Here is a 26,349-nt window from a genome sequence, read left to right as displayed (position 1 = left end):
GGACTTTTTGCTTTAACAGGGTTATGATAAACGGAACACCACGGGTTGCAATACAGGGCATACGCGCCTCCTTTCACGAAGAGGCCGCCTTCAGGTACTTTGGCGAGGACATTCAAACCATTGAATGCAACTCTTTTAAACAAACTTTTGAAGCCCTGAAAAACGGCGAAGCTGATTACGTAGTGATGGCTATCGAGAACAGCATTGCCGGCAGCCTGCTGCCTAACTACTCGCTGCTGCTAAACTACAACTTCCCGGTGGTGGGCGAGGTTTACCTGCCTATACAACTGCACCTGATGGCGTTGCCGGGCGTGGCTTTTGAGGATGTTAAAACGGCCATGTCGCACCCGATCGCAATTCGCCAATGCGTTGATTTTTTTGAGGATTACCCGCAGATCAAGATCGTCGAAAGTAATGATACCGCCGCCTGCGCCAAACGCATCCGCGAGGAACAACTTACCGATACCGTTGCTATTGCCAATACGCTGGCTGCTAAACTTTACGGCCTGGAGATACTGGAGCGCCGCATCGAATCGAACAAAAAGAACTTTACCCGTTTTTTGATACTCACCACGCATGATAATGCCGTTAAGGTGGAGGCCAACAAAGCATCGCTATGTTTCCAGGTAAGCAATGAGGTTGGGTCGCTGGCAAAAGTGCTGAACATTTTAGCTGAGAACAACATCAACATGAGCAAGATACAGAGCATGCCGGTACTGGGTAAACGTAACGAATACAATTTTTACCTGGATGTGGAATGGACAGCACAACAACAATATGATACCGCACTGCGCCAAATATTAAAGTATACCCACAACTTTAACATACTGGGCGAATATAAGCGGTACGAGGAGGGGCTTTCATAGCTTTTAGTAGTCCGGAAGTCGGTAAGACCGAAAGTCCGGAAGATAAGGGGATAAACAAATAAGAGATTTCGGACTTGTCGACTTACCAGACTTCCGGACTTAAAAACAACAATTAATTAACAAAATATAAAATTTACTTCCGGACTTTCGGTCTTACCGACTTCCGGACTAAAAAAAACAAACAACGATCATGAAACTGAATTTAAACATACAACCGTTAAATACCTGGATAACGTCAGGTAAAGAGCCATTGGTAATTGCAGGCCCGTGCAGTGCCGAAACTGAGGATCAATTAGTAGCCACCGCGCAACTGCTGGCTAAAACCGGAAAAATTACCGCTCTGCGTGCAGGTATCTGGAAACCACGTACCCGTCCAGGTGAGTTTGAGGGTATCGGCAGCATTGGCCTTGAATGGTTAAAACGCGCTAAGGAAGAAACCGGCCTGCCAACCGCTGTTGAGGTGGCTACCGCCAAGCACGTTGAAGAAGCCCTGGCTGCCGGTGTTGACATTCTTTGGGTAGGTGCACGTTCAACCGCTAACCCATTCACCGTACAGGAAATTGCCGACGCGCTTCAAGGTGTTGACGTGCCTGTAATGGTTAAAAACCCGGTTAACCCTGATCTGTCGTTATGGATCGGCGCTTTAGAGCGTATCAACAACGCGGGTATTACTAAACTGGCGGCAATTCACCGTGGTTTCTCATCATACGGCAACACTACCTTCCGTAACGACCCGATGTGGGATCTGGCCATCAGCCTGAAAACCCAGGTGCCTGATCTGCCTATCATTAATGATCCAAGCCACATTACTGGTAACCGCGACCTGATCGGCTACATCGCCCAAAAAGCGTTTGACCTGGATATGCAAGGCGTAATGATCGAATCGCACATTGACCCTTCAGTTGCCTGGACGGATGCTAAACAACAAGTTACCCCTGCTGCCCTTTCAGATATTATTGACAACCTTACCCTACGTAAAGCCGAGGTAAAAAGTGCAGCCGTAAGCGATAAATTGGCTGAACTGCGTGCCAAGATAGATAAGATTGACGACCTGATCATCCAGAAAGTTGCTGAACGCATGAACATTGCCGAACAAATTGGTAAATACAAAAAAGACAACAACATTACCATTTTACAGGTAAACCGTTGGGAAGAGATCCTGAAAAAAACTACCGATTATGGTAAGGCTTTGAAGCTCGACGCGGAGTTTACCGAGAAACTGTTAGAGCTGGTTCACACTGAATCTATCCGTCGTCAGGGCATCATCCTGAATGAAGGCCAGGAGCAAGTGGAAGAAAAATTGACCCAAGCGTAATCAGGGATAATGAGTAGTAACAACATCATCCTTACTAAAAAAGATAAAACGGCCAACGGCACCATACAACTTACCGGCTCAAAAAGCGAGTGCAACCGTGCACTCGTTATTGAAGCCCTGAGCGGTGGCCGTGTAAAGGTTAAAAACCTGTCGGATGCGGCTGATACCGTTACGCTGGCAGGAATACTTAAAGAGAGTGAGTCAGGAAGTCAGGAAGTCGGGAAGTCGGGAAGCTCAACTGCAAACGGCCAACTGCTTACTGCAAGCCAATCGCGAACCGTCAACATTGGTCCGGCGGGTACGGCTATGCGCTTTTTAACGGCTTACTTTGCGCTGCAACCGGGTGAGGTGTTGCTTACAGGTACCGAGCGTATGAAACAGCGCCCGATTGGTATTTTGGTTGATGCACTGCGCAAACTGGGTGCTAATATTACTTATGCGCAAAAGGATGGCTTCCCTCCGCTGCAAATAAGCGGCGGTTTTGAGCAGCAAACCAACCAAATTGGCATTAAAGGTGATATCAGCAGTCAGTATATTACCGCTTTGTTACTTATAGCCGCTAAGTTGCCTCAAGGACTTGAATTGCATATAGAGGGTGAGCTTACCTCCCGACCGTATGTAGAAATGACTTTGGCCATGCTTAAACAGGCAGGCATACAGCATACCTGGCAGGGCAACGTGATCAGTATAGCTAACCAGGAGTTTAGCGAAACATCGCTGCCTGTGGAGCCTGACTGGAGCGCGGCATCCTACTGGTACGCCATATCTGCTTTAGCTGATGAAGCGGAGCTATTTTTACCCGGCCTTACCTCATACAGCTTACAGGGCGATAGCGTGATCACCGAGATCATGGCTAACTTCGGCATTACCTCGCAATTTAAGGATGGCGGCGTGCACCTGAAAAAAGAGCCGAAGCCTATCCAACGCAAAATATTCGATATGAAGGAATGCCCTGACCTGGCGCAAACCGTTATTGTGGTATGCGCGGCATTAGGCCACGAGGCAACCTTTACAGGGCTGGAAACTCTGAAGATAAAGGAAACCGACCGTGTTGCGGCCCTACAGAACGAGCTGGGCAAAATGGGCGTTAAGCTGATTGAAAAAGGTTTGGTTTACAAATTGGATTGCAGCGAAAAGTTCATTCCCGAAAGCATGTTCATCAATACCTACGAGGATCACCGTATGGCCATGGCCTTCGCGCCGCTGGCATTGGTAATTCCGCAGTTAGAGATTGAAGATGCCCAGGTGGTCGAAAAATCATACCCGGCATTCTGGCAGGATCTGGAGAAGGTGGGGTTTAGCCCCCTAACCCCCTAAAGGGGGAATCCTCAAAATGCGGAATATGAACTTAACTATATTTATTAAACAACATACAAAATTCCCCCTTTAGGGGGTTAGGGGGCACCATGGCAGGCAATACCTTCGGGCAAATATTCAGGATTACCACATTTGGCGAATCGCACGGTACAGCTATCGGCGTAATAGTTGACGGTTGCCCGGCGCAGTTACCGGTTGACCTTGATTTTATCCAGGCCGAGCTGGATAAGCGCAAACCCGGTCAGTCAAAGATCACCACACAGCGTAAGGAAAGCGATACCGTACAGATACTTTCGGGCACGTTCGAGGGTAAAACTACGGGTACGCCTATCGCCATGATCATCCCGAATGAGGATCAGCGCTCAAAGGATTACGGGCATAATGTGGATGTATTCCGCCCGTCACATGCCGACTTTACTTACTTTACTAAATATGGTATCCGCGATCACCGTGGTGGTGGCCGCTCATCAGCCCGCGAAACAGCGGCCCGTGTAGCGGCAGGCGCGTTGGCTAAATTATTTTTGAAAACGCAGGGCATTGAGGTTTTCGCGCATGTAAGCAGCGTAGGCAAAATAAACGCCCCTAATGTTGATATTAAAAACGCTACCGAGTTTGTTGAAGCCCGTGAGCAAAACATTGTTCGCTGTGTTGACCCGGCAACTGCCGAAGAGATGATTGAATTTATTGATGGCATACGCAAGCAGGGCGACACGGTTGGCGGAAAGGTAACCTGCTTTGCCACTAACGTGCCTGTTGGTTTGGGCGAGCCTGTATTTGATAAACTCCATGCTGATTTAGGCAAGGCCATGCTGAGCATTAACGCTGTGCACGGCTTTGAGTTCGGTTCCGGTTTTGAGGGCAGCGAGATGCGGGGCTCTGAGCATAACGACGTATTCCGCAATAATGGCGGCAAGGTTGAAACCATTACCAACTTTTCGGGCGGTATACAGGGCGGTATCAGCAATGGTATGCCTGTTGAGTTCAGGGTGGCGTTTAAGCCGGTGGCTACCATTATGCACAACCAGCAAACGGTAAACAGCGCCGGCGAAGCATCAGAGATAAGCGGCAAAGGCAGGCACGACCCATGTGTAGTGCCACGCGCCGTGCCTATTGTTGAAGCCATGGCAGCGTTGGTTTTGGCCGATCATGTGCTGCGCAACAGGGCTGCTAAAATATAATAATCAAAACATCAGCATATAAAGCACGTTGTCATTACATGATACGTGCTTTAATATATGACCTCGATAACACCATCTACCCGGTTGAATCCATAGCCGACGACGTGTTTGCCGGGCTGTTTAAACTGATAGATGACCTGGCTGAAGGCATCAGTGCCTCAGACATCCAAACGGCGAAAAACGAACTTACCCGCCGCCCCTTTCAAAAGGTGGCCGACCAATTTGGCTTTAGCGACGACCTTAAAGAACAGGCAGCCGAATTACTGAGGAATATTACCTACAACAAACCTATGCAAGCTTATGACGATTATCGTTATGTTAAAACGCTTGCTGTTGAAAAGTTTTTGGTAACTACGGGTTTTGTAAAACTGCAAAACAGCAAGGTAAAGATGCTGGGCATCGCCGGAGATTTTAAGCAGATATACGTGGTTGACCCGGATAGTACCGAAAAAACCAAACGCCATATTTTTACCCAGATACTGGAGAAGTTTAACTACAAAGCCGAAGAAGTACTGATAGTTGGCGACGATCCGGAATCAGAAATTAAGGAAGCCAAAGCCGTTGGCATTAAAACGGTATTGTACGATCCTGAAAAAAGATATACCGATGCTGAGGCCGACTACCGCATTACCAACCACCGCGATGTGGGCGAGTTGATATTATAAATTCGCCTGTAATATTTTCACTGTAACCAATAACTGCCCTGTATGCCGCATGGTATGCTCGGCGGCGTGTACCAGCAGCCCGATAACCGTGGACGGTATTTGTGCTCTGCCCACGCCTCTAAAATCGGCTAACATCGCTTCATCAGTGTTACGTAATTGCACTATGGCTTTATCAACCTGCGTACTAAAAGCCGAAGCCAAATCAGTCGCAGTGTATGGTATTTGAGCCAGCTTGCCTTCCTGCGATAGGTAGGTTAACTGCTCATCATTCAACATTTCGCCATGGGCATAAGTAAAAAGCCGGTCGAGCACGCCGGTTAGGTGCTGTAAATGAAATGCTGGCGATGCCAGTCCGGCGGGCTGCTCGTAAAGCAGCTCATCCTTAAAACCATTCATTAAGTCGATTATCTCCTCATTTGCCTGCAATAGTGCATGTGCTACAGGCTGCAACAATGTCGGTACACCTGCTACCGGGCCGCGCTGCCAAACCTCCGGAAGCTTTTTATTATTCATAATACTAATCTATATAAAAACCAACTTACGAAAGTAAGCCTCATGTAAATACTATGGTACGGCTATTGCATTAAACGGTGCAACACATTTACCATTATATATGATAACTAAAACAACCCATAAAAAAGCCTTATTATTTGTAGCGGCAGTTGCCCTGGCCTTTATAGCCATTATACCGGGCTGTAAAAAAAGCAAGTCGGACTTAGGAAAAGAAATGGCCAAAGCAACCGGTAACAAAGCTTTTAAGGACATGACCAACGAAGGGTTTGCCGAGGCGTTTAAAAAAGCCATGGCCGACAACAAAAGCAGCCTCACCTACCCCGACGTAATCGCATCATACTACAGCCAAAATGAATATGAGCCTACGCTGGTACTTAATAATTTAAAAGAGGATGGCTTAAAAATCCTGACCACTTATTTAAGCAATGCCTCACAGCATGGCATCAATCCGCAAATATTTCGTACTGATACCATTAAGGCATTGCTTGCACGAATGGAAGATAAAAAAGCCATTAAAAATGTGGAGCAGGCTTACAGCACTTTAGCTAAACTGGAGCTACTTACTGCCAATTCATTGATGAGATATTCAAACGCCATGCAGTACGGTTTGATTAGTCCACGCAAAATATACCAGCGCTATTACACTGCAACGCTACGGCCTGACAGTGCATCTAATAAAAAGATATTCGCTGTTAAGGAATTGAAAAATTACCTTGATAGCATACAGCCTAAAAGCCCGCAATACAAGGCCCTGCAAAAAGCACTGGCCGATAAGGTACAGGCACCGGGGCTATCAGCCGAAGAAAGCGAGCGTTATTTCGCGGTAAACCTTGAACGCCTGCGTTGGAAAAACAAGCCGGATGCTAAGAAATACGTGATCGTTAATATACCTGATTATCGCTTAGATGTAATGGAGGACGGCAAATCAGCTTTAAATATGAAGGTTTGTGTAGGCGAAGGGCGCAATATGGACAAGGATGTTACCTTAGTTGAGTACGATGAAAGCGACAAGGTTGACCGTCCGTTCTCCCGCGAAACGCCACAATTGAATAGCCAGATCTATACCGTACAGGTAAACCCGGTATGGAACATTCCAACCAGCATAGCATCGAAAGAAATTATGGTTGAGGCCGCGCAGGACCCTTATTATTTAGATAACAAGGGGATTGATGTATACCGTAATGGCAAAAAGGTTGATGATCCTGAAACGATTGATTGGGGCAGTGCGTCAAAAACTGAATATTCTTTTAAACAACGCCCCGGTGATGGCAATGCTTTGGGTAAGATCAAATTTCTGTTTAAAAATGGCAGCAGTGTTTATCTGCATGATACACCGGCAAAAAACGCGTTCAACCAAAATATGCGCGCTGTAAGTCATGGTTGTGTACGTGTTGAACAACCGCAAAAACTGGCTGAAGCGCTGTTTGGCAATGGCGATAAATACAAAACCATAGTTGAGAAAATGGAAAACCCAAGCCCGGAACCTACTGATATAGCATTGCCTAATAAAGTGCCGGTATATTTAACTTATGTTACCTGCTGGGCTGATGAAGGTGGAAAAATACAATTCAGGCCTGATGTATACGGACTTGACGTAGTGCTTTACGGCCAAATGAAAAAGCTATTAACAGTGTAATTGAACCTAAAAACAGCTTATAAAACAAAACGGTGTATGCTTTACCAGCATACACCGTTTTGTTTTATAAAGAAGATACTTGTTAAAGAACTTTAGCTACATTTTGAGTTGAAGCGGTAGCGAATAAAAACTGCTCAGCTACATTTTCATCAAGATATTTTGAAGCATAACGGGCATCATTACCGGTTATGTACAACATATTTTTTCCTTTAATGGTGTTGATAACCGTTTCGCACACTTCGGGCGATACAGCAGGACAACCATGGCTGCGGCCTAAACGGCCTAACTGGTTAATTGATGCCTGGCTCACATAATCAGCAGCATGTACAACAATAGCACGCTGACGGGCATTGCTGTTGAAACCGGCATCCATGCCATCAAGTTTTAATGACCGGCCATGTTTACCAATATAAACACCATCGGTAACATAAAAGCCTAAACTACTTTGATGCGAATGTTCAGTGTTTGAAAATGCTGTCGCCATATCATCACCACTACCCTGCCCGTGCGAAACCCATGTGTTTAACAATAATTTCTTGGCTGCTACATCAATGATCCACATACGTTTATCGCGGCTGGATTTATTAAAATCAACCACTGTAATTACATTACTATTCTCAGGCAGTTTGTGTGCAATTTTAAGATTGATGTAACCTGTTATCGCTTTCTGAAAAACAAGGGCATCCATACCGGTTAGCTGTAGCTGCGCGTTATTATAAATATCGGTAACATATTGCCCGTATAATTCGCTAAGCGTAGCAGCATGTTTTGTAGTTGAGGTAACCTTAACTGTATTGGTTTTATGATTGATTGAAGCAGGGCTCCAACTAATAAAACCTATTGAAAACACGATCAAAATAGTGCAGGCTACCCACAAAAAATATTTTCTCATATTCAATTAAAATTAGTTCAGTTAATAATTTTAAAAGCGTCGAGATTTAGGTTAGAAAGGATTGTATAATTACAAATTGTTATACAAATATACGTATAAATGGCTGCTTTATTGTCACCCCAATAACACAATAGCTTTAAAAGAAATAAAATTTCTTTTAAAGCTATTTAAGATCAATCAGTTATACCAACAGCGTTATTTTACCCATTTTACTTTTTCTTCAAGCGGGGTTACGCGTCTGCCTTCGGGCTGGTTATCAGTATAACCTAAGTAAAGCAAACCAAGCACAGCATCTTCTTCGGCAAGCTCCAAAAAATTCTTCATGGCCGGTTTAAGCGTCATGCCGCCGGTGCTCCAAAATGAACCGATGTTTAACGATGTTGCAGCCAGCAAAATGTTTTGTACAGCCGCTGATGCTGCCGCAACCTCTTCAAGGGCCGGAATATTAGGGTTGCTGCCGCGCTTCATGACAGCGATTACCACATGCGATGCATTATTACCAATATTTTGCAGATTGGTATAAGTAGCCTCCTTAAAGTTTTCGGCCGGAGTATGTGTTTTGTATAATTCGGCGTGTTGCTTACAAAATACGGTCGGATCTTCATAGATCACAAAGCGCCATGGCTCGGTAAAGGCGTGGGTTGGTGCCCAGTCGGCCAGTTCAAGTATAGCGGCGATATGCCCGTTTGGAATTTTTTGACCGTTCATTGTGCCCGGCTTAATAGTACGGCGGGTTTTAATTACGGTTGATATGGTTGAAAATGTGTTGTTATCCATAAAAATATATTCTTGTTTTAAAACGGGCGCAAATTAAATAAATTTTACGGCGTGGTGTAATAGCTATGGCTTAATTACTCGAAATACTCGAAAAATTGCGGTGTTTTTACTGAGAACTTTTTCATTTGCTTCCGGGTAAAGTGATTGGTTATTTTGTAGTTATCCCGATAAAGAAACTGAACCAATATGGGATAATTATTTGCTGCACCAACGTTAAAAAGTTTCCCATTTCGAAAGTTGAACAGATCAAAAACCCAATAAGCGTGGTTATTTTGAGTATACTGCAAATAATGCTGAGTTATAATCTCATAACGCCCATTATTGTTTAAGTCACGTTCGTCGTTATCAAACAAATCAATATCAATGTACACCCGAGAACTTGTTACTACCTCTATTAAATAAAAACAGCTTGTGCATTAGTGAACCGGCCAAGCCACTACCATTGTTATAAGTTCTAAGTTTAAAATCGATCAAACCGTTGCCATCGATATCGGCTGCATATAAAGCAGAATCTGATGGGAAAGCAATCCAAAGCAAACCTAAATCAACTTTAAATTTTTTGATAATCTTATTTCGATGATATAATAAGACCTCTGCCATGTCACCTTTACTATTTAACATGACAACGTATTGTTATATTCTGCAGATTTCGCTACAAACTGAGTATCATTCTGCAATACTACATTAAAAGGCACAACCTTATACTTAGTTTTCGGATATTTCTCAAACGGATATTGGGCGTAACCATTAAGCCCGGAGATTAGTAGGAGGATAAGGATGAGGTATCTCATATAAACAGTTATGCCTCCCCAAATATAATCAGGAAGGCATTGTTATTTAGTGTATTCTATTTAAAATATTGGCGGAAATTTAGTTGGGTTGCTTTCGCTTACCATTGTGTATATCGCTTCTATCACATCATCAACATTAGGTTTGGTAAAATAATCACCATCCGAGCCGTAAGGCGGGCGGTGTTCTTTAGCCGTTAGTGTTTTGGGTTGACCGTCTAAAAAATAATAACCGTTTTGGTTCTCTATTATTTTTTGCAGGATATAAGCCGATGCCGCTCCGGGGAGGTCTTCATCAACCACCAACAGCTTATTGGTTTTTTGCAGGGATGCACCACAGGCATTATCCAGATCGAACGGATAAAGCGTTTGCGGATCGATCAGTTCAACACTTACACCCAGCTTTTCCAGTTCGGGCAATGCTTCCTGCACCACACGCAAGGTGGAGCCGTATGATACCACAGTAATATCCATACCCTCATGTAATACCTCGGCCTTACCTAATGGTACGGTAAAATCGCCTACGTTTACAGGTAGTTTTTCCTTCAGGCGATAGCCATTAAGGCATTCCACTACCAATGCAGGCTCATCACCGCGCAACAGGGTATTATACATACCGGCAGCTTGCGTCATGTTACGGGGTACGCAAATATGCAGGCCACGCATTGAGTTCAGTATCAAACCCATTGGCGAGCCTGAATGCCATATCCCTTCTAAACGGTGGCCGCGTGTACGTACAATCAGGGGCGCTTTTTGTCCGCCGGCGGTACGGTAGCTCAGGCTGGCCAAATCATCGCTCAATACGTTGATGGAGTAGAGCAGGTAATCCATATATTGTATTTCGGCAATCGGGCGCAAACCACGCATGGCCAGACCTACCCCCTGCCCTATAATGGTTGATTCGCGAATGCCGGTATCGGTAATACGCAAATCGCCAAACTTGCTTTGCAAACCGGCAAATCCCTGGTTTACGTCGCCTATGGCACCAACATCCTCACCAAAGGCAACTATACGCGGGTCGCGCTCAAAGTTGGCATCAAAGCATGCGTTTAGCACCTCTCTACCGTCAAGCACTTTGGCGCTATCATCATACTCGGCTGCAATAACAGGTACGTTAAGCGGCGAGAATGGGGTATTTGAAAAAAGTTTTGAATTATAACGCTGGCTATTTTTTTCCTTTTCATCGGTAAGCCAGTCAAGCAAGGCCTGGCGCTCGGCAAGCTGCTCGTGCGTGGTTAAGCGCAGGGCCTTACGCACGGCGGCAACCATATCTTTACGACCGGGATCAACACCGGCACGCAGGTGTGCTATAACAGTGTTCAGTTCATCCCTTGCTGATGAATACATAGCCAACTGATCTATCAGCTTAACGGTTTCATCCATTTCGGCCTCTATCTCGGCGGTCAGCTCGTTCCAGGCTTCACGCTGGCAGTCGCGCACGTATTTTTTTGCCGCGGCTTCCATCTCGTCTATCTCCTCCGCAGTAGCAACGGCCGATTCTATCATCCATTTACGCATCTGTTTCAGGCAATCATACTCATCCTCCCATGCCAGTCGCTCTTTTGATTTATAGCGCTCGTGCGAGCCTGACGTAGAGTGCCCCTGGGGCTGCGTCATCTCGGTAACGTGTATCATTACCGGTACATGCTGTTCGCGGCAAAGACGTATGGCATATTGGTAAGTTTCGCAAAGTGCTACATAATCCCAGCCGCGTACTTTAAATATCTCGTACCCGTTGGTGCCTTTTTCGCGCTGAAAGCCCTGTAATGCTTCGGATATATCCTCCTTGGTAGTTTGCAGGCTTGCCGGTACCGATATGGCATAAGCATCATCCCATACGGATATTGCCATAGGCACCTGCAATACGCCGCCGGCGTTAAAGGTTTCAAAAAACAAACCCTCGGATGTGGAGCCGTTACCTATGGTACCAAAGGCAACCTCGTTACCGGTTACCGAAAAATTGTTGAATTGGTGCAAATCCGGGTTTTGACGGTAGAGCTTTGAGGCATAGGCCAAACCCAGCAAACGCGGCATGTGCCCGCCTGTGGTTGACATGTCTGACGAGCAGTTCATGCTCTCCGCCTGGTTTATCCACGTACCATCAGGGTTAACATAGCGGGTAGCATAATGGCAGTTCATCTGCCTGCCGCCCGAGGCAGGTTCTTTCTCAGTATCAGGATGCGCATATAGCTGCGCGAAGAATTCTTTAAGATTGCTCATGCCCGTAGCGAACATGAAGGTTTGATCACGATAATAACCCGCGCGCCAATCGCCATTACGGAAGGCCTTGGCCATGGCTATCTGCGCCACTTCTTTACCATCGCCAAATATGCCGAACTTGGCCTTGCCGGTAAGCACTTCGCGGCGGCCAAGCAAACTTGCCTGTCGGCTTTCAAAGCCTACACGGTAATCATTAATGACGATCTTTTTAAAATCATCAAAACTGAGCTCGGCAGCATCATCATTTCCGGCGGTATAGAGGGCAGTTTTTGACATATAAAATTCCGTTTGAGCGGTAAAATTATAAAATTCTATTTTGTAAATTTATATTTTACAATCAAACAACGGTCAATTAACGTATGTTTACTGTTAATATAAGTATATTTGTTACACCAACTATGATGAATATGAAAAAGTTACTACTAATATGCGCTGTTGTATTCGGCTTTGCCCTAACAGCTTCGGCGCAAGACACCAAACCTGAATTTAAGTTTGTTGAAGAAAAACACGATTTTGGCAAAATTCCGCAAGGCACACCGGTTTCAACCGTATTTGTGTTTACCAACGTGGGCGATGAGCCGTTAATTTTAGCTGATGTAAGGCCAACATGTGGCTGTACTATTGCCGATTTTACCAAAACCCCGGTTAAAAAGGGCGAAAAAGGTAATATCAAGGTAACTTATAATGCAGCCGCGGTATCACCATTCAGCAAAACCATTGTGGTAACCTCAAACGCTAAAACTCCGCAAAAAAATCTGATTATTGTGGGCGAAGTCACCGCTAAGGATGCCAAAGCGACAACAAGATAATTTTTACTTTAATACCGGGAGATGAAAATCTCTCTTAACAAAAAAATCCCTTACCATTACGGTAAGGGATTTTTTTTATGGAATAAAACTAATCCTGATTAACGGGTATAGTTCGGTGCTTCTTTAGTGATGGTAATATCATGCGGGTGCGATTCGCGGATACCTGAAGCGGTGATGCGTACAAATTTTGCTTTTTGCAGCGTTGGTACATCCTTAGCGCCGCAGTAACCCATACTGGCGCGTAAACCACCTACATATTGGTAAACTATTTCGGCCAGGGTGCCTTTGTATGGCACACGGCCTACAATGCCTTCAGGTACCAGCTTTTTAATGTCATCCTCAACATCCTGAAAGTAACGATCCTTTGAGCCCTGCTCCATAGCCTCTATTGAACCCATACCACGGTATGATTTAAAGCGGCGGCCTTCGTAAATAATGCTTTCACCCGGCGACTCCTCAACACCGGCAAACAACGAACCTGCCATAATAGAACTTGCACCGGCAGCGATAGCCTTCGCAATATCACCTGTGTGCTTTATACCACCATCGGCTATTACCGGTACGCCTGTACCTTCAAGAGCTTTGGCGCACTCGTAAACAGCGTATAATTGTGGTACACCTACACCGGCTATAATACGGGTAGTACAAATTGAACCCGGACCAATACCAACCTTAACGGCATCGGCACCGGCATCAGCAAGGGCCTTGGCAGCATCACCAGTGGCAATGTTACCGGCTATAACCTGCAAGTCAGGATATTTTGCTTTTACTTCTTTCAGTTTATCAATAACTCCCTTTGAGTGGCCGTGGGCCGTATCAATAGCGATAACGTCAACACCGGCTTTAACCAGGGCGTCAACACGCTCCATAGTATCGGCGGTTACGCCTACCGCGGCACCTACACGCAGGCGGCCATGCTCATCCTTACAGGCGTTAGGGAAGTTTTTAAATTTCTGGATATCCTTAAAGGTGATCAAACCGATTAGTATATTCTGATCATCAACTACAGGCAGTTTTTCAATTTTGTGGTTTTGCAATATCTCCTCGGCCTGTATCAGCGTAGTGCCTTTTGGCGCGGTGATCAGGTTAAGCTTGGTCATTACATCCTCAACCTTTTTGTTGCCGTCTTTCTCAAAACGCAGATCGCGGTTGGTTATGATGCCTTTAAGCTCGCCATTATCACTCACTACCGGGATACCGCCTATCCTGAACTCGCGCATAATTTTAAAGGCATCAGCCAGTAAAGCGTTTACGTTAAGGGTAACCGGGTCCTGTATCATACCACTTTCTGAACGTTTTACCTTGCGCACTTCATCGGCCTGGCGTTGTATGCTCATGTTTTTGTGGAGCATGCCCAAGCCGCCTGCCTGTGCAATGGCAATAGCAAGCTGCGCCTCGGTAACGGTATCCATAGCGGCGGAAACCAACGGCACGTTCAGCTTTATTTTTTTAGTAAGATAAGAGGATGTGTCAACTTCGCGTGGGAGTATTTCAGAGTATGCCGGTAAGAGCAATACATCATCATACGTTAAACCTTCGGCGACAAATTTTGAGGAGTCTGGCTGCATAGCAAATAATTTTAGGAGTTATTATTTGCCGGGCAAAGGTAAGATTTTATTTTGATTTTTAGCATACCGGGTAACTAATTCGTACCCGGTAACCTTATTATTGCTTTGGGGTGATAATGACGGGATAAAGTTGACTCATAGGTTGACTCACCCTGTCTTCGCTACGCTTGACTTCCCTCTCTGCGCAAGCGCAAAGAGGGAGAGGAATTTATATCATGATTATTAATAAACTGCCTACTTAGTATTATACCTACCCTCTTTTCGCCGCAGGCGAAGAGAGGGTGGTCGGGCGTAGCCACGACCGTGTGAGTCTACCCCAAACGCAACTTAACACCTATCAATACTTACCCACAATAACCTTATAAAAGTTATCAAAGTTTAGGTATTGGTTAGCCAATTGCTGCAGTTCAGTAGCTGTTACAGCTTTTACCTTTTCGGTGTATTGCCTGTAATAATCCAGCCCGATACCGGCGAAATATACATTCTTGAATTTATCAGCATGCGAGAAAACATTTTCCAGGCTGCCAAGCAATGAGCCGAGCATATAATTTTTTACCAGCTCCAGTTCATCATCGGCTATCAGTTCTGTACTCAGCAGGTTAAGCTCCTTCTCTATTTCGGCAACGGCGGCCTTGCATACATCAGCCCCTACTTCGGATGCGATGAACCACAAGGCGTTGTGCTTTAACGAACTGATACCCGAGCCTATGCCATAGGTATAACCCTTATCCTCGCGGATATTGGTCATGAGCCTTGAACCAAAATAACCACCTAAAACGGTGTTTAGCACCTGCAAAGCCGGAAAATCGGGATGCGTACGATTAACTGCCGGTATACCCAAACGTATGGCCGATTGCAGGGCATCCGGCTTTTCGGTATAATAAAAACGTTCAGGGCTTCGTACTACTTCGGGCTGAGTGGTGTCGGCCGGTTCACCTGTGTTCTCCCAGCTTTTGCCAAACAGATCATTGATCATATCCAGCGCCTGCTCTTCTATTTTACCGGCGATGATGAGCGTGCAATTATCCGGGCGGAACATGTGTTTGTAATGCTCCAGCAGGTCGGCACGGTCAAGCGCCTGGTAATCGGCAGCTTCACCGGCAAAACCATAAATAGTATCGCCATTTAAGGCTTTATTAAATACACGACGTGCTACAACATCATTTTTTTGCAAACTTACCTGCAATTTTTGTTGCTGGTTACGCACATATGTTTCTACCTCCTTTTGCGGAAAGATGGCATTGGTCAGCACCTCCTTAACCATCGGCAGGGTTTCGCTTAAATGCTTGTTAAGGCTAAACAGCGTAACCTGCGAATGATCAAACCCATACTCGGCCTGTAAAAAAGCGCCGTAAAAATCAACCTTATCGGCAATTTGCGCCGAGGTATAGTTTTGCGTACCCTCTGTAAGCAGGGCCATTATGGCCTGATTAAGCATAGGTTTGGCGGCATCAAAACGCAGGTTACCAAATACCCACTCCATGCGCAGCAACTCCTGCCCGCCGTTGTTAAAACAAAATACATTGCAGCCGTTGGCCAGCTTAATATGCTGCGGCTCAATCAAACTTATATCATTTATCGCCTTAAATTCAGGCGCTGTGGTTCTATCTATTGTCATTGGTCATTCTTTCATTGGGCAGTAGTCATTGGCAATGGTCATTAGTCATTGCATACTGGTAACCGCAAACTAATTACTGCAAACTGTCAACTGCAAACCGCACACTGCAAACTGATTACTGCTCACTATCAACTGTCAACTGATTGCTTAAAACTGATTTCTCGGCCAGGTAAATTAATGTTGAGGAGTTATCTTTCCTGAAGATGGTGTTAGCCTGCTCCCTTACCTGCTGCGTAGTGATAGCCAGATATTTGTCTGTTTCCTGGTTCAGCATTTCGGCATCGCCCAACAGCTCAAACCAGGCCAGGTTCATGGCCTTTTCAAGCAGCGCCATTTCTGAGAACACCATAGTCGATTCTGTTTTGTTTTTCACTTTGGTAAGCTCATCAGCCGGTACATCTTCACTTTTAAGGCGTTCCAGCTCCTGCCAAATGGCAGCCTCGGCGGCTTCAACGGTTATATTTTCCAAAGGCTTACCCTCCAGCACAAACATCCCTTTATCCAAACTACCGGTAATGTATGCATGCACCTCACTGAATAATTGCTTCTCCTTTACCAAACTACGATACAAGCGCGACGAATTACCGCGCGACAAAATATCCGACATCAGCTCTGCAGTATGGTAACCTTCATCAAGTCTGCCACACATCTGGAAAGCGATGTACACATCATTTAAAGGTACTTTAGCTGTAACTGTATCACGGCGCTCTTCGTGCTGCTCGGGCTCAACAGGCAATTTACGGTTATACTTTTCACCTGCCGGGATAGGGCCAAACCATTTTTCGGCAAGCTGTTTTACCTGTTCGGTGTCCACATCTCCGCCCACTACCATAATGGCGTTTTGCGGGTTGTAATGCTTTTTAAAAAATGCTTTTACATCCTCAATTTTAGCATCGGCAATATGGGCTATCTCCTGCCCTATGGTAGCCCAGCGGTAAGGGTGCTGTTTATACACCATGGGGCGCAGTTTTAACCATACATCGCCGTAAGGCTGGTTCAAATAACGCTGTTTAAACTCCTCTATCACTACGTTACGCTGCACCTCAAGGCTTTTCTCGCTAAAGGCAAGGCTTAACATGCGGTCGCTTTCCAGCCAAAAGGCTGTTTCCAGGTTGGCCGATGGCAGGGTGATGTAATAGTTGGTAATATCGTTACTTGTAAAGGCATTATTTTCGCCGCCTACACGCTGCAAGGGCTCATCATAGGCCGGTATGTTAACCGAGCCGCCAAACATCAAATGTTCAAATAGGTGCGCAAAACCGGTTTGCCCGGGGTTTTCATCACGTGCGCCAACATCATATAATATATTAACCACCGCCATGGGTGTAGTGCTATCTTCATGAACAATTACCCGCAGGCCATTGCTCAATGTAAAACGGTTGAATTTAACCATGTATCAGTATATATCTATTTTTTCAGAATGTGGTAAAGGTATAATTTTTAGGTATTGAAGCGCAGCTAAGTTGTTTTGATTTTGTAAAAAAGCGCACACTGGCTTAACACTGAATTTAACTCATACTTCATATTAAGAAAACCATTACCAATTAAACAAGTTTTATAAATCAGGTTATAATAAAAACTGCTGTTATGGTAATAAAAACAGGAACATTTATACTCAATACAAACTTTAACCGGTATTTATATGGGCTGATGGCCGGTATATTTTCCCTGTTATCAAATTACCAAACCACACACGCGCAGGATAAACACGCCACCGCCGATACCGTAAATACCATACCGGATACCCTGCTTTTTAAGATACAGCAGGCACAGGCAGCCATAACGGATATTAACTCAGCCAACAAAAAAGGCTACCGGATTGATGGCATACGCAACGGACTTGAAGAGATTATAACCAACGTTAACCCTGTTAAAAGCGACCTTGCCGTTACCAAAAAAGTAATTGATACCAAAAGCCTTTTAAGTTATAACCTGATACTGAAAGATGCGCAATCAAAACTAACCGACTGGCAAACAAGGCTCACCAAGCTTAATAGCGAACTGCAACAGCGGGCGGACAAGGTGGTGGCGCTAAGTAACGACTCGCTGCTGACGGTTGATAACAGGGACACCACGCAGAAAAGGCTTTATTCATCACAATTAGCGAATATAAAATTAAGGTTACAGGGGGCAGGCAAGGTAACCAGTGCCGGGTTAGATACCATAAGCCAACTACTGGCAGATGTATCGGCACTATACCTTACCGTTAACGATATGCAAAGCGCTATTGATGAGCGTTTGCAGCAATCGGGCCGGAGCGCGCTTGGCCGCGAAGCGCCTTATATATGGTCGGCACCGGCAAAAAGCCAGAATAACGATCTGTTTAAACTGATTTCATCATCCTTTGAGGGGCAGAACAAAATATTAGGTTATTTTTTTGATTCATCGTGGGATAACCGTGTGCTGCTGCTGCTTGCCGGTATAGCGTTTTATATATGGGTGTTTCGCAATTTCAAAAAGATCAGGCAAACCAGTCTGCGCGACAAGGTGGGCCAAATCAACTTTAAATACATCAGCCCGTACCCGGTATTGGCAACAATTATGCTTGTACTAAACCTTGCACCATTGTTTGAGCCCGATGCGCCATCGCTGTATATTGAGCTTACACAGTTTTTATCGTTAGCGGTGTTAACCGTTCTGTTTTGGCGGGATCTGAGTAAAAATGATATAAAATACTGGGTGTTTGTAACGGGTTTGTACATAGTAATTGTGCTCACCACATCAGTAGTGCAGGATGCCGTATGGATGCGCTTGTGGCTAATGGGATTAAATGTGTTTGCCATTTATACCGGCATTCTGTTTACCCGGCGGCTACGCGAGGAGGGTGTATCGCAAAAGCTTACCAAACCGGTGCTATACATATTTGTATTACTCAACGGCTTGGCCGTTATACTCAATATTTTTGGCCGTATAAGCCTGGCTAAGGTTTACAGCACTACGGCTATTATCGGCTTAACACAAATAATAGGGCTGGCGATATTTATACAAATACTAAGCGATGCCCTGGAGTTACAGATCAAGGTAAGTGCTTGTTCCGAAGGATTATTTTCGCGCATCAGCGTGAGCCGCTCGCGCGCATCATTTAAAAAAGCCCTTACGGTAGTAGCTGTAATATTATGGCTGCTGGTGTTTATGATTAACCTGAGCATTGCCGGTGGCATATACGCTTTTACACAACAGGTGCTTATAAAAGAGCGGGCATTTGGCAGTGTTAAGTTCACGCTGAGCAATGTACTGTTTTTTGCCGTTATTGTGTACCTCGCCAATATATTGCAAAAACATGTGGGCGTATTATTTGGCGAAGGCGGCACAAGCAGCACCATAAGTGATAAAATAGAGCACAAAGGTTCAAAACTGGCCTTGATAAGGCTGGTTATTATTATCATCGGCGTATTGTTAGCCATAACCGCTTCGGGTATTCCGCTTGATAAGCTGACCGTGGTTTTGGGTGCCCTTTCGGTTGGTATTGGCCTGGGGATGCAGAACATTGTGAACAACTTTGTATCGGGCATTATCCTTATTTTTGAGAAACCGTTTCGTATTGGTGATTACGTTGAACTGGCTGATAAAAAAGGCAAGGTGCAGGACATTGGCATCCGCTCAAGCAAAATGCTTACGCCGCAGGGCAGCGAGGTGATCATCCCTAACGGCGATCTGCTATCGGGCCGCCTGGTGAACTGGACCCTGAGCAACGATTATCTGAAAACAGAGATCGTTTTTAAGGTGGGGATAGATACCGATCTGGAAGCCATCAAAAAGATAATTGACGAGGAAGTAAATAAAACCGACGACAGGGTAAAAAATCTGCCGCCCGAACTGCTTATCAACTCGTTTGGGGCAGATAGCATTGAGCTTAAAATACTGGTATGGATAACCAATATATATGCCGAGGCCGGTTTTAAAAGCAGGCTGCTGCAGCAATTGCTTACCCGCTTTAAGGAGATCGAAATAAAAACAATGTAGTTCAGCCTATCACTTTGCACGCTGCGAAGAACCTCTTACCACCAGATCGGTATGTAATATGATGGACTGGTTTTTTATATCAGCACCGTTCTTGTTCAGTTTATCAAGCAGTATGGTGATAATGTGTTCGGCCATATCCTCAATGGGCTGGGCAATGGTGGTTATTTGCGGCGTATGCAGCTCGAACGCGTCCGAATCATCAAAGGATATTACGGCTATATCATTAGGTATGCTGATGCCGAGGCTATGCATTATTTTAAGGGCGTAGGTAGCATCGCGGTTGGTACCAAACAAAATGGCATCAATACCCTTGCGCGATTTCAGGAAAGCGGTGATCGATTCGGTAAGATCCTCATAAAAAGGCAGCTCTTTGATGATCTGTTTTAAACCATGCTCCTTCAGCGCCATTTTATAGCCTTTTATCCTATCAACCATCTGGGTTTGATCTGTAGAGAAGGTGATAAGCGCGATGTTTTTATACCCCTGGCCTACCAGGTATTGTGTGGCATTATAGGCGCTAAACTGGTTGTTCACTACTACATAATCCGTATCAACAGTAGGCAGGTAACGGTCAAACAATACAACGGGCATTGATTCGTTCAGCAGCGAGGTGATATCCTCTTCCACACCCTCGGGCGGGGCAATAATATAGCCATCAACATGCCTGTCACGAAACATGCTGATCATATCCTTGGTTTTCTGTGTATCGTTATAGGTACTGCAATAAATTATCTTGTAACCGTTCTTGTAAGCCTTATCCTCAATCAACCGGGCTATGCTGCCAAAAAACGGGTTTGAAATATCCTCTACGATCAGGCCTATGGTGTTTGATTTGCCGGTACGCAGGCTTTTAGCCAGCGAATTGGGTTTGTAGCCAACCTCTTTAACATATTTAAGCACCTTTTCAACCATATCGGCACTTATGCGCTTCTCTTTAGCCCGACCGTTAAGTATAAATGATACCGTTGTTTTTGATATGTTAAGGTTATTGGCAATATCAACGATAGACAGCCTTTTTTTCGACATGCAGTTGGTGTATTAGATCTTCAATAATTTAGTTAAGGTTTACCGGCCACTATGTTGCTGATGATGGATAAAACCATTTTTTACAAATATTCGAATTATCACAAAATATTACAGCCTGTGGTTGTATTTCAAATTTATCGTAAAGTATACACTTTGAAGCAAACTTTTATAAATTATTTAAAATGTTTTAGCAGTTTGTATTTAAGCAGTGCGTATAATGCGCTGTATCATTTAAAAATGCAGGCCTAATGATATATAAGGAATGGCACCCTCGCGCGAGAAACCCATCATAGCCTCGATCAATACCAACCGCGCCGGTATCACGTAAAAACCGCCGCCATAACCTACATGTATCTTGCTTGAGCTTTCACCCGGCGACCATACGCGGCCTGCATCTGTAAACCCGATCAAACCTACTGAACCCGGCAGCAGGTACGAAGTAAAATCAAAAAGCTTTACGCGCGTTTCCAGATCATTGTACAGCATGGTTTCGCCGGTAAAACGGTTGGTATGAAAGCCACGCAGGTTAGCCAGCCCGCCAAGCTTTACCTTTTGAAAATACTCGGCATCGCCAAAAATATGCCCGCCGCCGGTGCGGTTAATGATCACCCATACCGAATCACGATCCGGATTGACAACAAAGCCAAATTCCGACTGTAGCTGCAGATATTTATTATGCCCGCCGCTTACCCCGGCATAGCCCGAAAAGGTGGTGTTCCAAAAAACACCCTGCGTTGGTATAAGCGATTTGTTGCGGGTATCTAACTGCGCATTGGTTACAAAACCTGCATACGCCCTGTCGGCAAATACCTCCTGCCGGGGGTTCTGTTCATCGTACAGCCACAGAAATTTCCGCTCATTATTATCGCGCGAAGCGGTGTAAAATTGCCCCGCCACACCAGCGCTAAAGCGCCAGTTATTAATGTTTTGATAAAGCGAAACATCGCCGGTTACCAGATCGTACCGGTTACGGTAGTAGCCAATTTCGCGCCTGCCACGGTTTATAAAAACACTCTCGTTACCCAGGCCAAAAAAGTTGCTTACGTTATTGGGGCCGCGTGCTTTAAGGTTTACCATCAGGTTGGTATTACCAAAAATCTTTATAAAATCGCCGGTGTAGGTAAATACAAATGATTTTCGGGCAAGCGAATACTCCGTTAAAAACTCATGCCTGTAAGCGTAGGGCTCCTTACGGAAGCCATGCTTCTCGTACGAAAAACCACCGATAAGCGATATACCCCTATCAACCCCGTAATTGGCAAGGGTAACAATGGCAAACCTGTCATACTTAAAGCTTTGCTTATCGTAGCTGTTTACCGCGCTATCGGCAGAAAGCCGCAGTTTGGCTTGTGAGCTTGATGGCAGCACGTTACTTTCCTGTTTCAGATCATAAATATAGATATTGCCCTTGTTGTGCAGGCTATCGGCAATGCGCACCGTATCATTACCGGTACCGGCCACTATACGCAGTTTTATTTTTGAGGGATGCGATCCGCTTACTGTAAATCTGTCGCTGTTATCAAAACCATAAAGGCGCACTTCTTTGGTTACATCGGGGTAAAAGGTGCGTTTGTAGGTGGAGTGGTCAATACTCCCATCCTTTTTTATTTTGTTAACGGCAACCTTCAGGCTGCCATCGGCATTATTGGTTACGGTAAAACCATCGTGCTTATCGGTAGCAGGTATCTCAATATATTTTGATATGAAACGATAATACTCCAGGCCCTGCTCCATCAACTTGTTCCGGCGTGATATAAAGTTGGCTACTATCCTGTCGCCCGATATTTTGTAAACCGTATCGGGCATACGTTTTACCGCCGATATGATCAGTTCATCGGTCAGCGTTTTTTGCACATGGGTAATTTCTTTTTTCCAATCGTCCTCATCAAGCTGATTCAAAAAATACCGGTCAAAGTAACGGGCCTGCACATTCCATCCATCAATATCCCGAATGTGATCGCCATAACCCTGAAACTTTGAGGCCAGCCATTGGTGCGATACTATCCACGGAAAAACACCATTGGTATAATAAAACACCTGGTCGCGGTCGCGGGGTATGGGTTTGTAAACATCACCCTTTTTACCTTCGGTTTTTTCCCAGCGCCATTGGTCTTCATGGCGGTCCCAGTCGCCAAGCAGCATATCAAGCAGGCGGGCACGCAAAACCAGCTTTTCATCAACCTTGTTATCATTGTCATCGCGTATCTTATCCTGCACCTTATCAGTATTGTAGGTTTTTTCCGCATCAAGCGGTTCACGTTCCTCCAATAAAAATACCTGGTTTGAAAAATCATTACGGTAGGTACCCAATGCAGCATCGTCTGCCACGTAAACTATTTCAGGATTAGCGTGCGGTATATTCAAAGCCTTAGCCAGTGGCGGCACAACCAGCGAACTAAAGGGGTGCGCTGATGATACCTGATCCTGCAAAATATCTTTGGCTACGGTTTTTTTAAGGTTATCGGGAAGTTTACGGTCGGGATATTTTTGCAGGGTACGTAATACCCATTGCTGCCCGCTTGGGTCCTGCAAACGCAGTGAGCGGGTTTGCATGCCTCCGCCCAACTGTATTATTTTTAATCCCCCCTTTTCTGTTGACAGGTGGATAACGCGCAGCTTTACCGGTGCCGCCCATATTGCCCGGTTATGGTTACCTAAAAAAAAGCGGTGCAATTTGCTTACCTTATTATATTCGGGCGCTATGGCCACCGTAATACTATCAGCAGTTGTGTTTTGCTGCGCGAGCGATAGCATCGGCCTAAAAAACAAAACCGCTATGAATAAAAAAATATGGTAAAGTTTATTCATAGCGGTTTGCATGTTTTTCTAATGCAATTCTAATAATTTTTATTCGGTATCAATGTATTTTACAGCAGCACGTATGGCTTTTAAGCCCGATACGCCTTGTAATTCCTCTAATTCCAACTGTTCAACCTCGCCTGTTAAAAAACCCTGCTCCTGTAAATACTGTATGTACTCCAGGTACTCGCCTGCCTCCTGCTGGTTAAAATATACCAGCGCTACTTTGCCGGGTTGGGTAAGGCGTTCGGTAGTGCCTTTTATCAATACCTTATCAATGCGTTTTTTAACTACCTCGTAACGTATGTTATAGGCCCCCTCCACATCAAAACGGCGTTCATCATTTCTGAAACTGATATTGATCGGATTAGAATGGATAAATATCATGTGCGTAGTGTACAGCGGTTTCACCATTTTTTTTGATAAACCGGCAGTTAGCCGCGCTATTTCAACCATTGAACGTATTTGCCACAGGCGCAGATTTTTAAGATACACATTATTAAAAGGCATCTCGGGCGCTATGGATTGGCCGATGTAGATATCATACTCCACCCCATCTGTACGGAACTTGCTGAAATAACATGGATACGACTTTTGCAGCATGGCCTGCGCCTTTTCCAGGTAATGGCTTACCGAGGTATTGATCAATTGCATTGACGTTTCCAGCTCACGGCGGCGCTGGTAGGCTATGCCGCTTTCCTCGCGTACCGAGCTAAAATACCCATTAATAACAGCCGCAGTTGCGGGATGCCCGGTGCGTATATGCTTCAGCAACGGATCAACCTCGCTATCCAGAAACGCGCGAAGCATTACCTCGTCATTAGCGTTGGTATACTCGCTTATGCGTACCTGCCATTCACCCACATTATATATAAGTTTATCTATCAGGCTCATATCAACATGCTCTTTTACCGCTTTAAGCGTTTCACAAAGCACATTAAGCAGTTGCTTTAAGTCTTCCTGCAAGGCTATGTTACGCTCGATGGTAGAATTGCGGATATCGATAGCGCCAAACAGCGGGTACATATCCTCAAACACCACGGTATCAATAACAGGAATACGATCGTTATTTTTTAAGCCTTTAAGATAATTTAAAGCCACCTCATTAAACTTCCATTGCACGGATGGCTGCAACGCGGTAAACTTATCCTTTAAAATAGCATCAATGGCCGAGTTAAACCTGTCAATACTATACTGAAACAACTGTGCAAGCAATGGTATAGCCCGCTGCAGTTTTGAGAGCAGCACCTCATCAATGATAAGTTCCTTTTTGGAGTGCAGCTCCATGGCACCGGCCAGTTTTTTATTGTAATAGATCGGGATAAGTGTATAAGCACATATGCCGGCCTTCTTAACAATGCGCAGCATTACATTATCTACCGCTTTTTCATCGGTAATTTTAGTGTAGATGATAGGCCGCGGATTTTTGCGATACTCTTCTACCAGGGCATACATTACCTCATCGGCAATACCAGCCTCAGAGGCGGCATCAAGCAATACGCTATCCTTGCACTCATCGCTGTCAAAAACCAGCTTATCGTTAATGGTAAGAAACGGCATTATACCAAATTCTATCTCATCATTACCGGCAAGTGTTTTAAGCGACTGTATTACCTGCGGGTAAGCGGTACGCTCGTCAGTATGTTCAACCAGTATGGAGCGCAGGTTGTCAATAGCCCGCGTCATGGTAATATCGGTAAGCGTAAGTATGGTAAACCCTTCCAGCCTAAACAGGTTTAAAGGCAGCAACTTAACCAGTATTTCGAGTTCATTGCCTTCGTGCATCTGCTCGCCTATGGTTTCAAAGTCAAGCACGGGCAGTTCGCCATCCACAAAAATATCTATAAAGCTGGTATCGGCATGTATGCTGTAATACTTACTGATGTGGGTTACCGGGTCGGTATAGTTCAGTATCTTTTCATCCTTAAACAGGGATGTAAAGTTGTAAAACCGTTTAAGTATAAGCTGATAAATAAACTGGAGTTGCTTTTTCTGGATATGATCTTCTTCCTCATAACCATCAACATGGGCTACCTCCGCGTTATTGGTATAAAAATCATAAAAAGCATCGGTGCTAAAAAATATTTTATCGGGTACGGGGGTACTCATAGCCCAAAAAAATTCTTTTTCGCTGGCCACAAGCGGGGTAAGTATGGTATATATCAGCACCAGCGTTTCCTGGTGTTTTTCAATATCAGCAACTCTTACAATATAATCATCAGCCTCCAGTTCGCTCAGTTTTTCGAGCAGGAATTTATAGAACTGCGCCTTTATAGGATGCTCGGTTTTAAGCCGCTCCTTTAAATGGTTTACCAGCGGTTTAAAGGATAGCCTTGTTTCAACCTGGCAAACAACGCATTGATCCTGGTTTATTTCAAGTATTTCGGTGTGCATTTTTG

At 44.9% G+C, this 26,349-nt stretch carries 19 protein-coding genes; 8 read left to right on the top strand and 11 right to left on the bottom strand.

What is annotated here, in order from left to right:
• Positions 1 to 23 precede the first annotated feature (23 nt).
• From LJ707_RS08940 to LJ707_RS08920, 5 genes are all read left to right on the top strand, one after another.
• The gene (locus LJ707_RS08940) at positions 24 to 866 is read left to right on the top strand and encodes a prephenate dehydratase (RefSeq protein ID WP_228950464.1); all 843 of its coding nucleotides are present in this window, start codon (positions 24 to 26) and stop codon (positions 864 to 866) included.
• Between the two features lie 190 nt (positions 867 to 1,056).
• Positions 1,057 to 2,181, top strand: a complete 1,125-nt coding sequence (locus LJ707_RS08935) for a chorismate mutase (RefSeq protein WP_228950463.1) — start codon at positions 1,057 to 1,059, stop codon at positions 2,179 to 2,181.
• Positions 2,182 to 2,190: 9 nt separating this feature from the next.
• Positions 2,191 to 3,498 carry a 3-phosphoshikimate 1-carboxyvinyltransferase gene (gene aroA / locus LJ707_RS08930; RefSeq protein ID WP_228950462.1) on the top strand — a complete coding sequence of 436 codons (1,308 nt, stop codon included), beginning with the start codon at positions 2,191 to 2,193 and terminating at the stop codon, positions 3,496 to 3,498.
• An 89-nt stretch (positions 3,499 to 3,587) separates the two neighbouring features.
• Positions 3,588 to 4,676 (top strand): chorismate synthase, encoded by a 1,089-nt coding sequence (gene aroC / locus LJ707_RS08925; RefSeq protein WP_228950461.1) that lies wholly within the window; start codon positions 3,588 to 3,590, stop codon positions 4,674 to 4,676.
• A gap of 38 nt (positions 4,677 to 4,714) precedes the next feature.
• Entirely contained in the window at positions 4,715 to 5,341 is a 627-nt protein-coding gene (locus LJ707_RS08920; RefSeq protein ID WP_228950460.1) for an HAD family hydrolase, read from the top strand.
• On the opposite strand, the gene LJ707_RS08915 is transcribed toward LJ707_RS08920, so the two are convergent.
• Positions 5,336 to 5,854: a DinB family protein gene (locus tag LJ707_RS08915; protein ID WP_228950459.1), complete on the bottom strand. Its 519-nt coding sequence runs from the start codon at positions 5,852 to 5,854 to the stop codon at positions 5,336 to 5,338. The two genes, LJ707_RS08920 and LJ707_RS08915, sit on opposite strands and share 6 nt — an antisense overlap.
• Positions 5,855 to 5,954: 100 nt before the next feature.
• Between LJ707_RS08915 and LJ707_RS08910 the strand changes: the two genes are divergently transcribed.
• Positions 5,955 to 7,490 (top strand): L,D-transpeptidase family protein, encoded by a 1,536-nt coding sequence (locus LJ707_RS08910; RefSeq protein ID WP_228950458.1) that lies wholly within the window; start codon positions 5,955 to 5,957, stop codon positions 7,488 to 7,490.
• 82 nt (positions 7,491 to 7,572) lie between these two features.
• Here LJ707_RS08910 and LJ707_RS08905 read toward each other — a convergent pair whose 3' ends face one another.
• The 4 genes from LJ707_RS08905 to LJ707_RS08890 all read right to left on the bottom strand — a co-directional run bounded on the left by LJ707_RS08905 (position 7,573) and on the right by LJ707_RS08890 (position 12,443).
• A complete protein-coding gene (locus LJ707_RS08905) occupies positions 7,573 to 8,382 on the bottom strand; it encodes a murein L,D-transpeptidase catalytic domain family protein (RefSeq protein WP_228950457.1) in 810 nt (269 codons plus the stop codon).
• Between the two features lie 195 nt (positions 8,383 to 8,577).
• The gene (locus tag LJ707_RS08900; protein ID WP_228950456.1) at positions 8,578 to 9,159 is read right to left on the bottom strand and encodes a nitroreductase family protein; all 582 of its coding nucleotides are present in this window, start codon (positions 9,157 to 9,159) and stop codon (positions 8,578 to 8,580) included.
• Between the two features lie 360 nt (positions 9,160 to 9,519).
• A complete protein-coding gene (locus LJ707_RS08895; protein ID WP_228950455.1) occupies positions 9,520 to 9,780 on the bottom strand; it encodes a hypothetical protein in 261 nt (86 codons plus the stop codon).
• A gap of 230 nt (positions 9,781 to 10,010) precedes the next feature.
• A complete protein-coding gene (locus LJ707_RS08890; protein WP_228950454.1) occupies positions 10,011 to 12,443 on the bottom strand; it encodes a thiamine pyrophosphate-dependent enzyme in 2,433 nt (810 codons plus the stop codon).
• Positions 12,444 to 12,574: 131 nt separating this feature from the next.
• Between LJ707_RS08890 and LJ707_RS08885 the strand changes: the two genes are divergently transcribed.
• Complete coding sequence (locus tag LJ707_RS08885) at positions 12,575 to 12,976, top strand: DUF1573 domain-containing protein (protein ID WP_228950453.1); 402 nt, start codon at positions 12,575 to 12,577, stop codon at positions 12,974 to 12,976.
• Between the two features lie 98 nt (positions 12,977 to 13,074).
• Here the strand turns inward: LJ707_RS08885 and guaB are convergent, their stop codons facing one another.
• The 3 genes from guaB to LJ707_RS08870 all read right to left on the bottom strand — a co-directional run bounded on the left by guaB (position 13,075) and on the right by LJ707_RS08870 (position 17,555).
• Entirely contained in the window at positions 13,075 to 14,544 is a 1,470-nt protein-coding gene (gene guaB / locus LJ707_RS08880; protein WP_228950452.1) for an IMP dehydrogenase, read from the bottom strand.
• Between the two features lie 337 nt (positions 14,545 to 14,881).
• A complete protein-coding gene (locus tag LJ707_RS08875) occupies positions 14,882 to 16,162 on the bottom strand; it encodes a pitrilysin family protein (protein ID WP_228950451.1) in 1,281 nt (426 codons plus the stop codon).
• A gap of 115 nt (positions 16,163 to 16,277) precedes the next feature.
• A complete protein-coding gene (locus LJ707_RS08870; protein ID WP_228950450.1) occupies positions 16,278 to 17,555 on the bottom strand; it encodes a pitrilysin family protein in 1,278 nt (425 codons plus the stop codon).
• A gap of 194 nt (positions 17,556 to 17,749) precedes the next feature.
• Between LJ707_RS08870 and LJ707_RS08865 the strand changes: the two genes are divergently transcribed.
• Positions 17,750 to 20,125: a mechanosensitive ion channel family protein gene (locus tag LJ707_RS08865; protein ID WP_228950449.1), complete on the top strand. Its 2,376-nt coding sequence runs from the start codon at positions 17,750 to 17,752 to the stop codon at positions 20,123 to 20,125.
• Between the two features lie 9 nt (positions 20,126 to 20,134).
• Here the strand turns inward: LJ707_RS08865 and LJ707_RS08860 are convergent, their stop codons facing one another.
• From LJ707_RS08860 to LJ707_RS08850, 3 genes are all read right to left on the bottom strand, one after another.
• A complete protein-coding gene (locus tag LJ707_RS08860) occupies positions 20,135 to 21,151 on the bottom strand; it encodes a LacI family DNA-binding transcriptional regulator (RefSeq protein ID WP_228950448.1) in 1,017 nt (338 codons plus the stop codon).
• Between the two features lie 231 nt (positions 21,152 to 21,382).
• Complete coding sequence (locus tag LJ707_RS08855) at positions 21,383 to 23,959, bottom strand: BamA/TamA family outer membrane protein (RefSeq protein WP_228950447.1); 2,577 nt, start codon at positions 23,957 to 23,959, stop codon at positions 21,383 to 21,385.
• A 39-nt stretch (positions 23,960 to 23,998) separates the two neighbouring features.
• Complete coding sequence (locus LJ707_RS08850) at positions 23,999 to 26,344, bottom strand: hypothetical protein (protein ID WP_228950446.1); 2,346 nt, start codon at positions 26,342 to 26,344, stop codon at positions 23,999 to 24,001.
• Positions 26,345 to 26,349: the final 5 nt, after the last annotated feature.

The sequence above is a fragment of the Mucilaginibacter sp. UR6-1 genome (genome assembly GCF_020880975.1).
GTDB lineage: Bacteria > Bacteroidota > Bacteroidia > Sphingobacteriales > Sphingobacteriaceae > Mucilaginibacter.
Note: the sequence above shows the minus strand (reverse complement) of the source record. Positions and strands in the feature narration are given on the sequence as shown.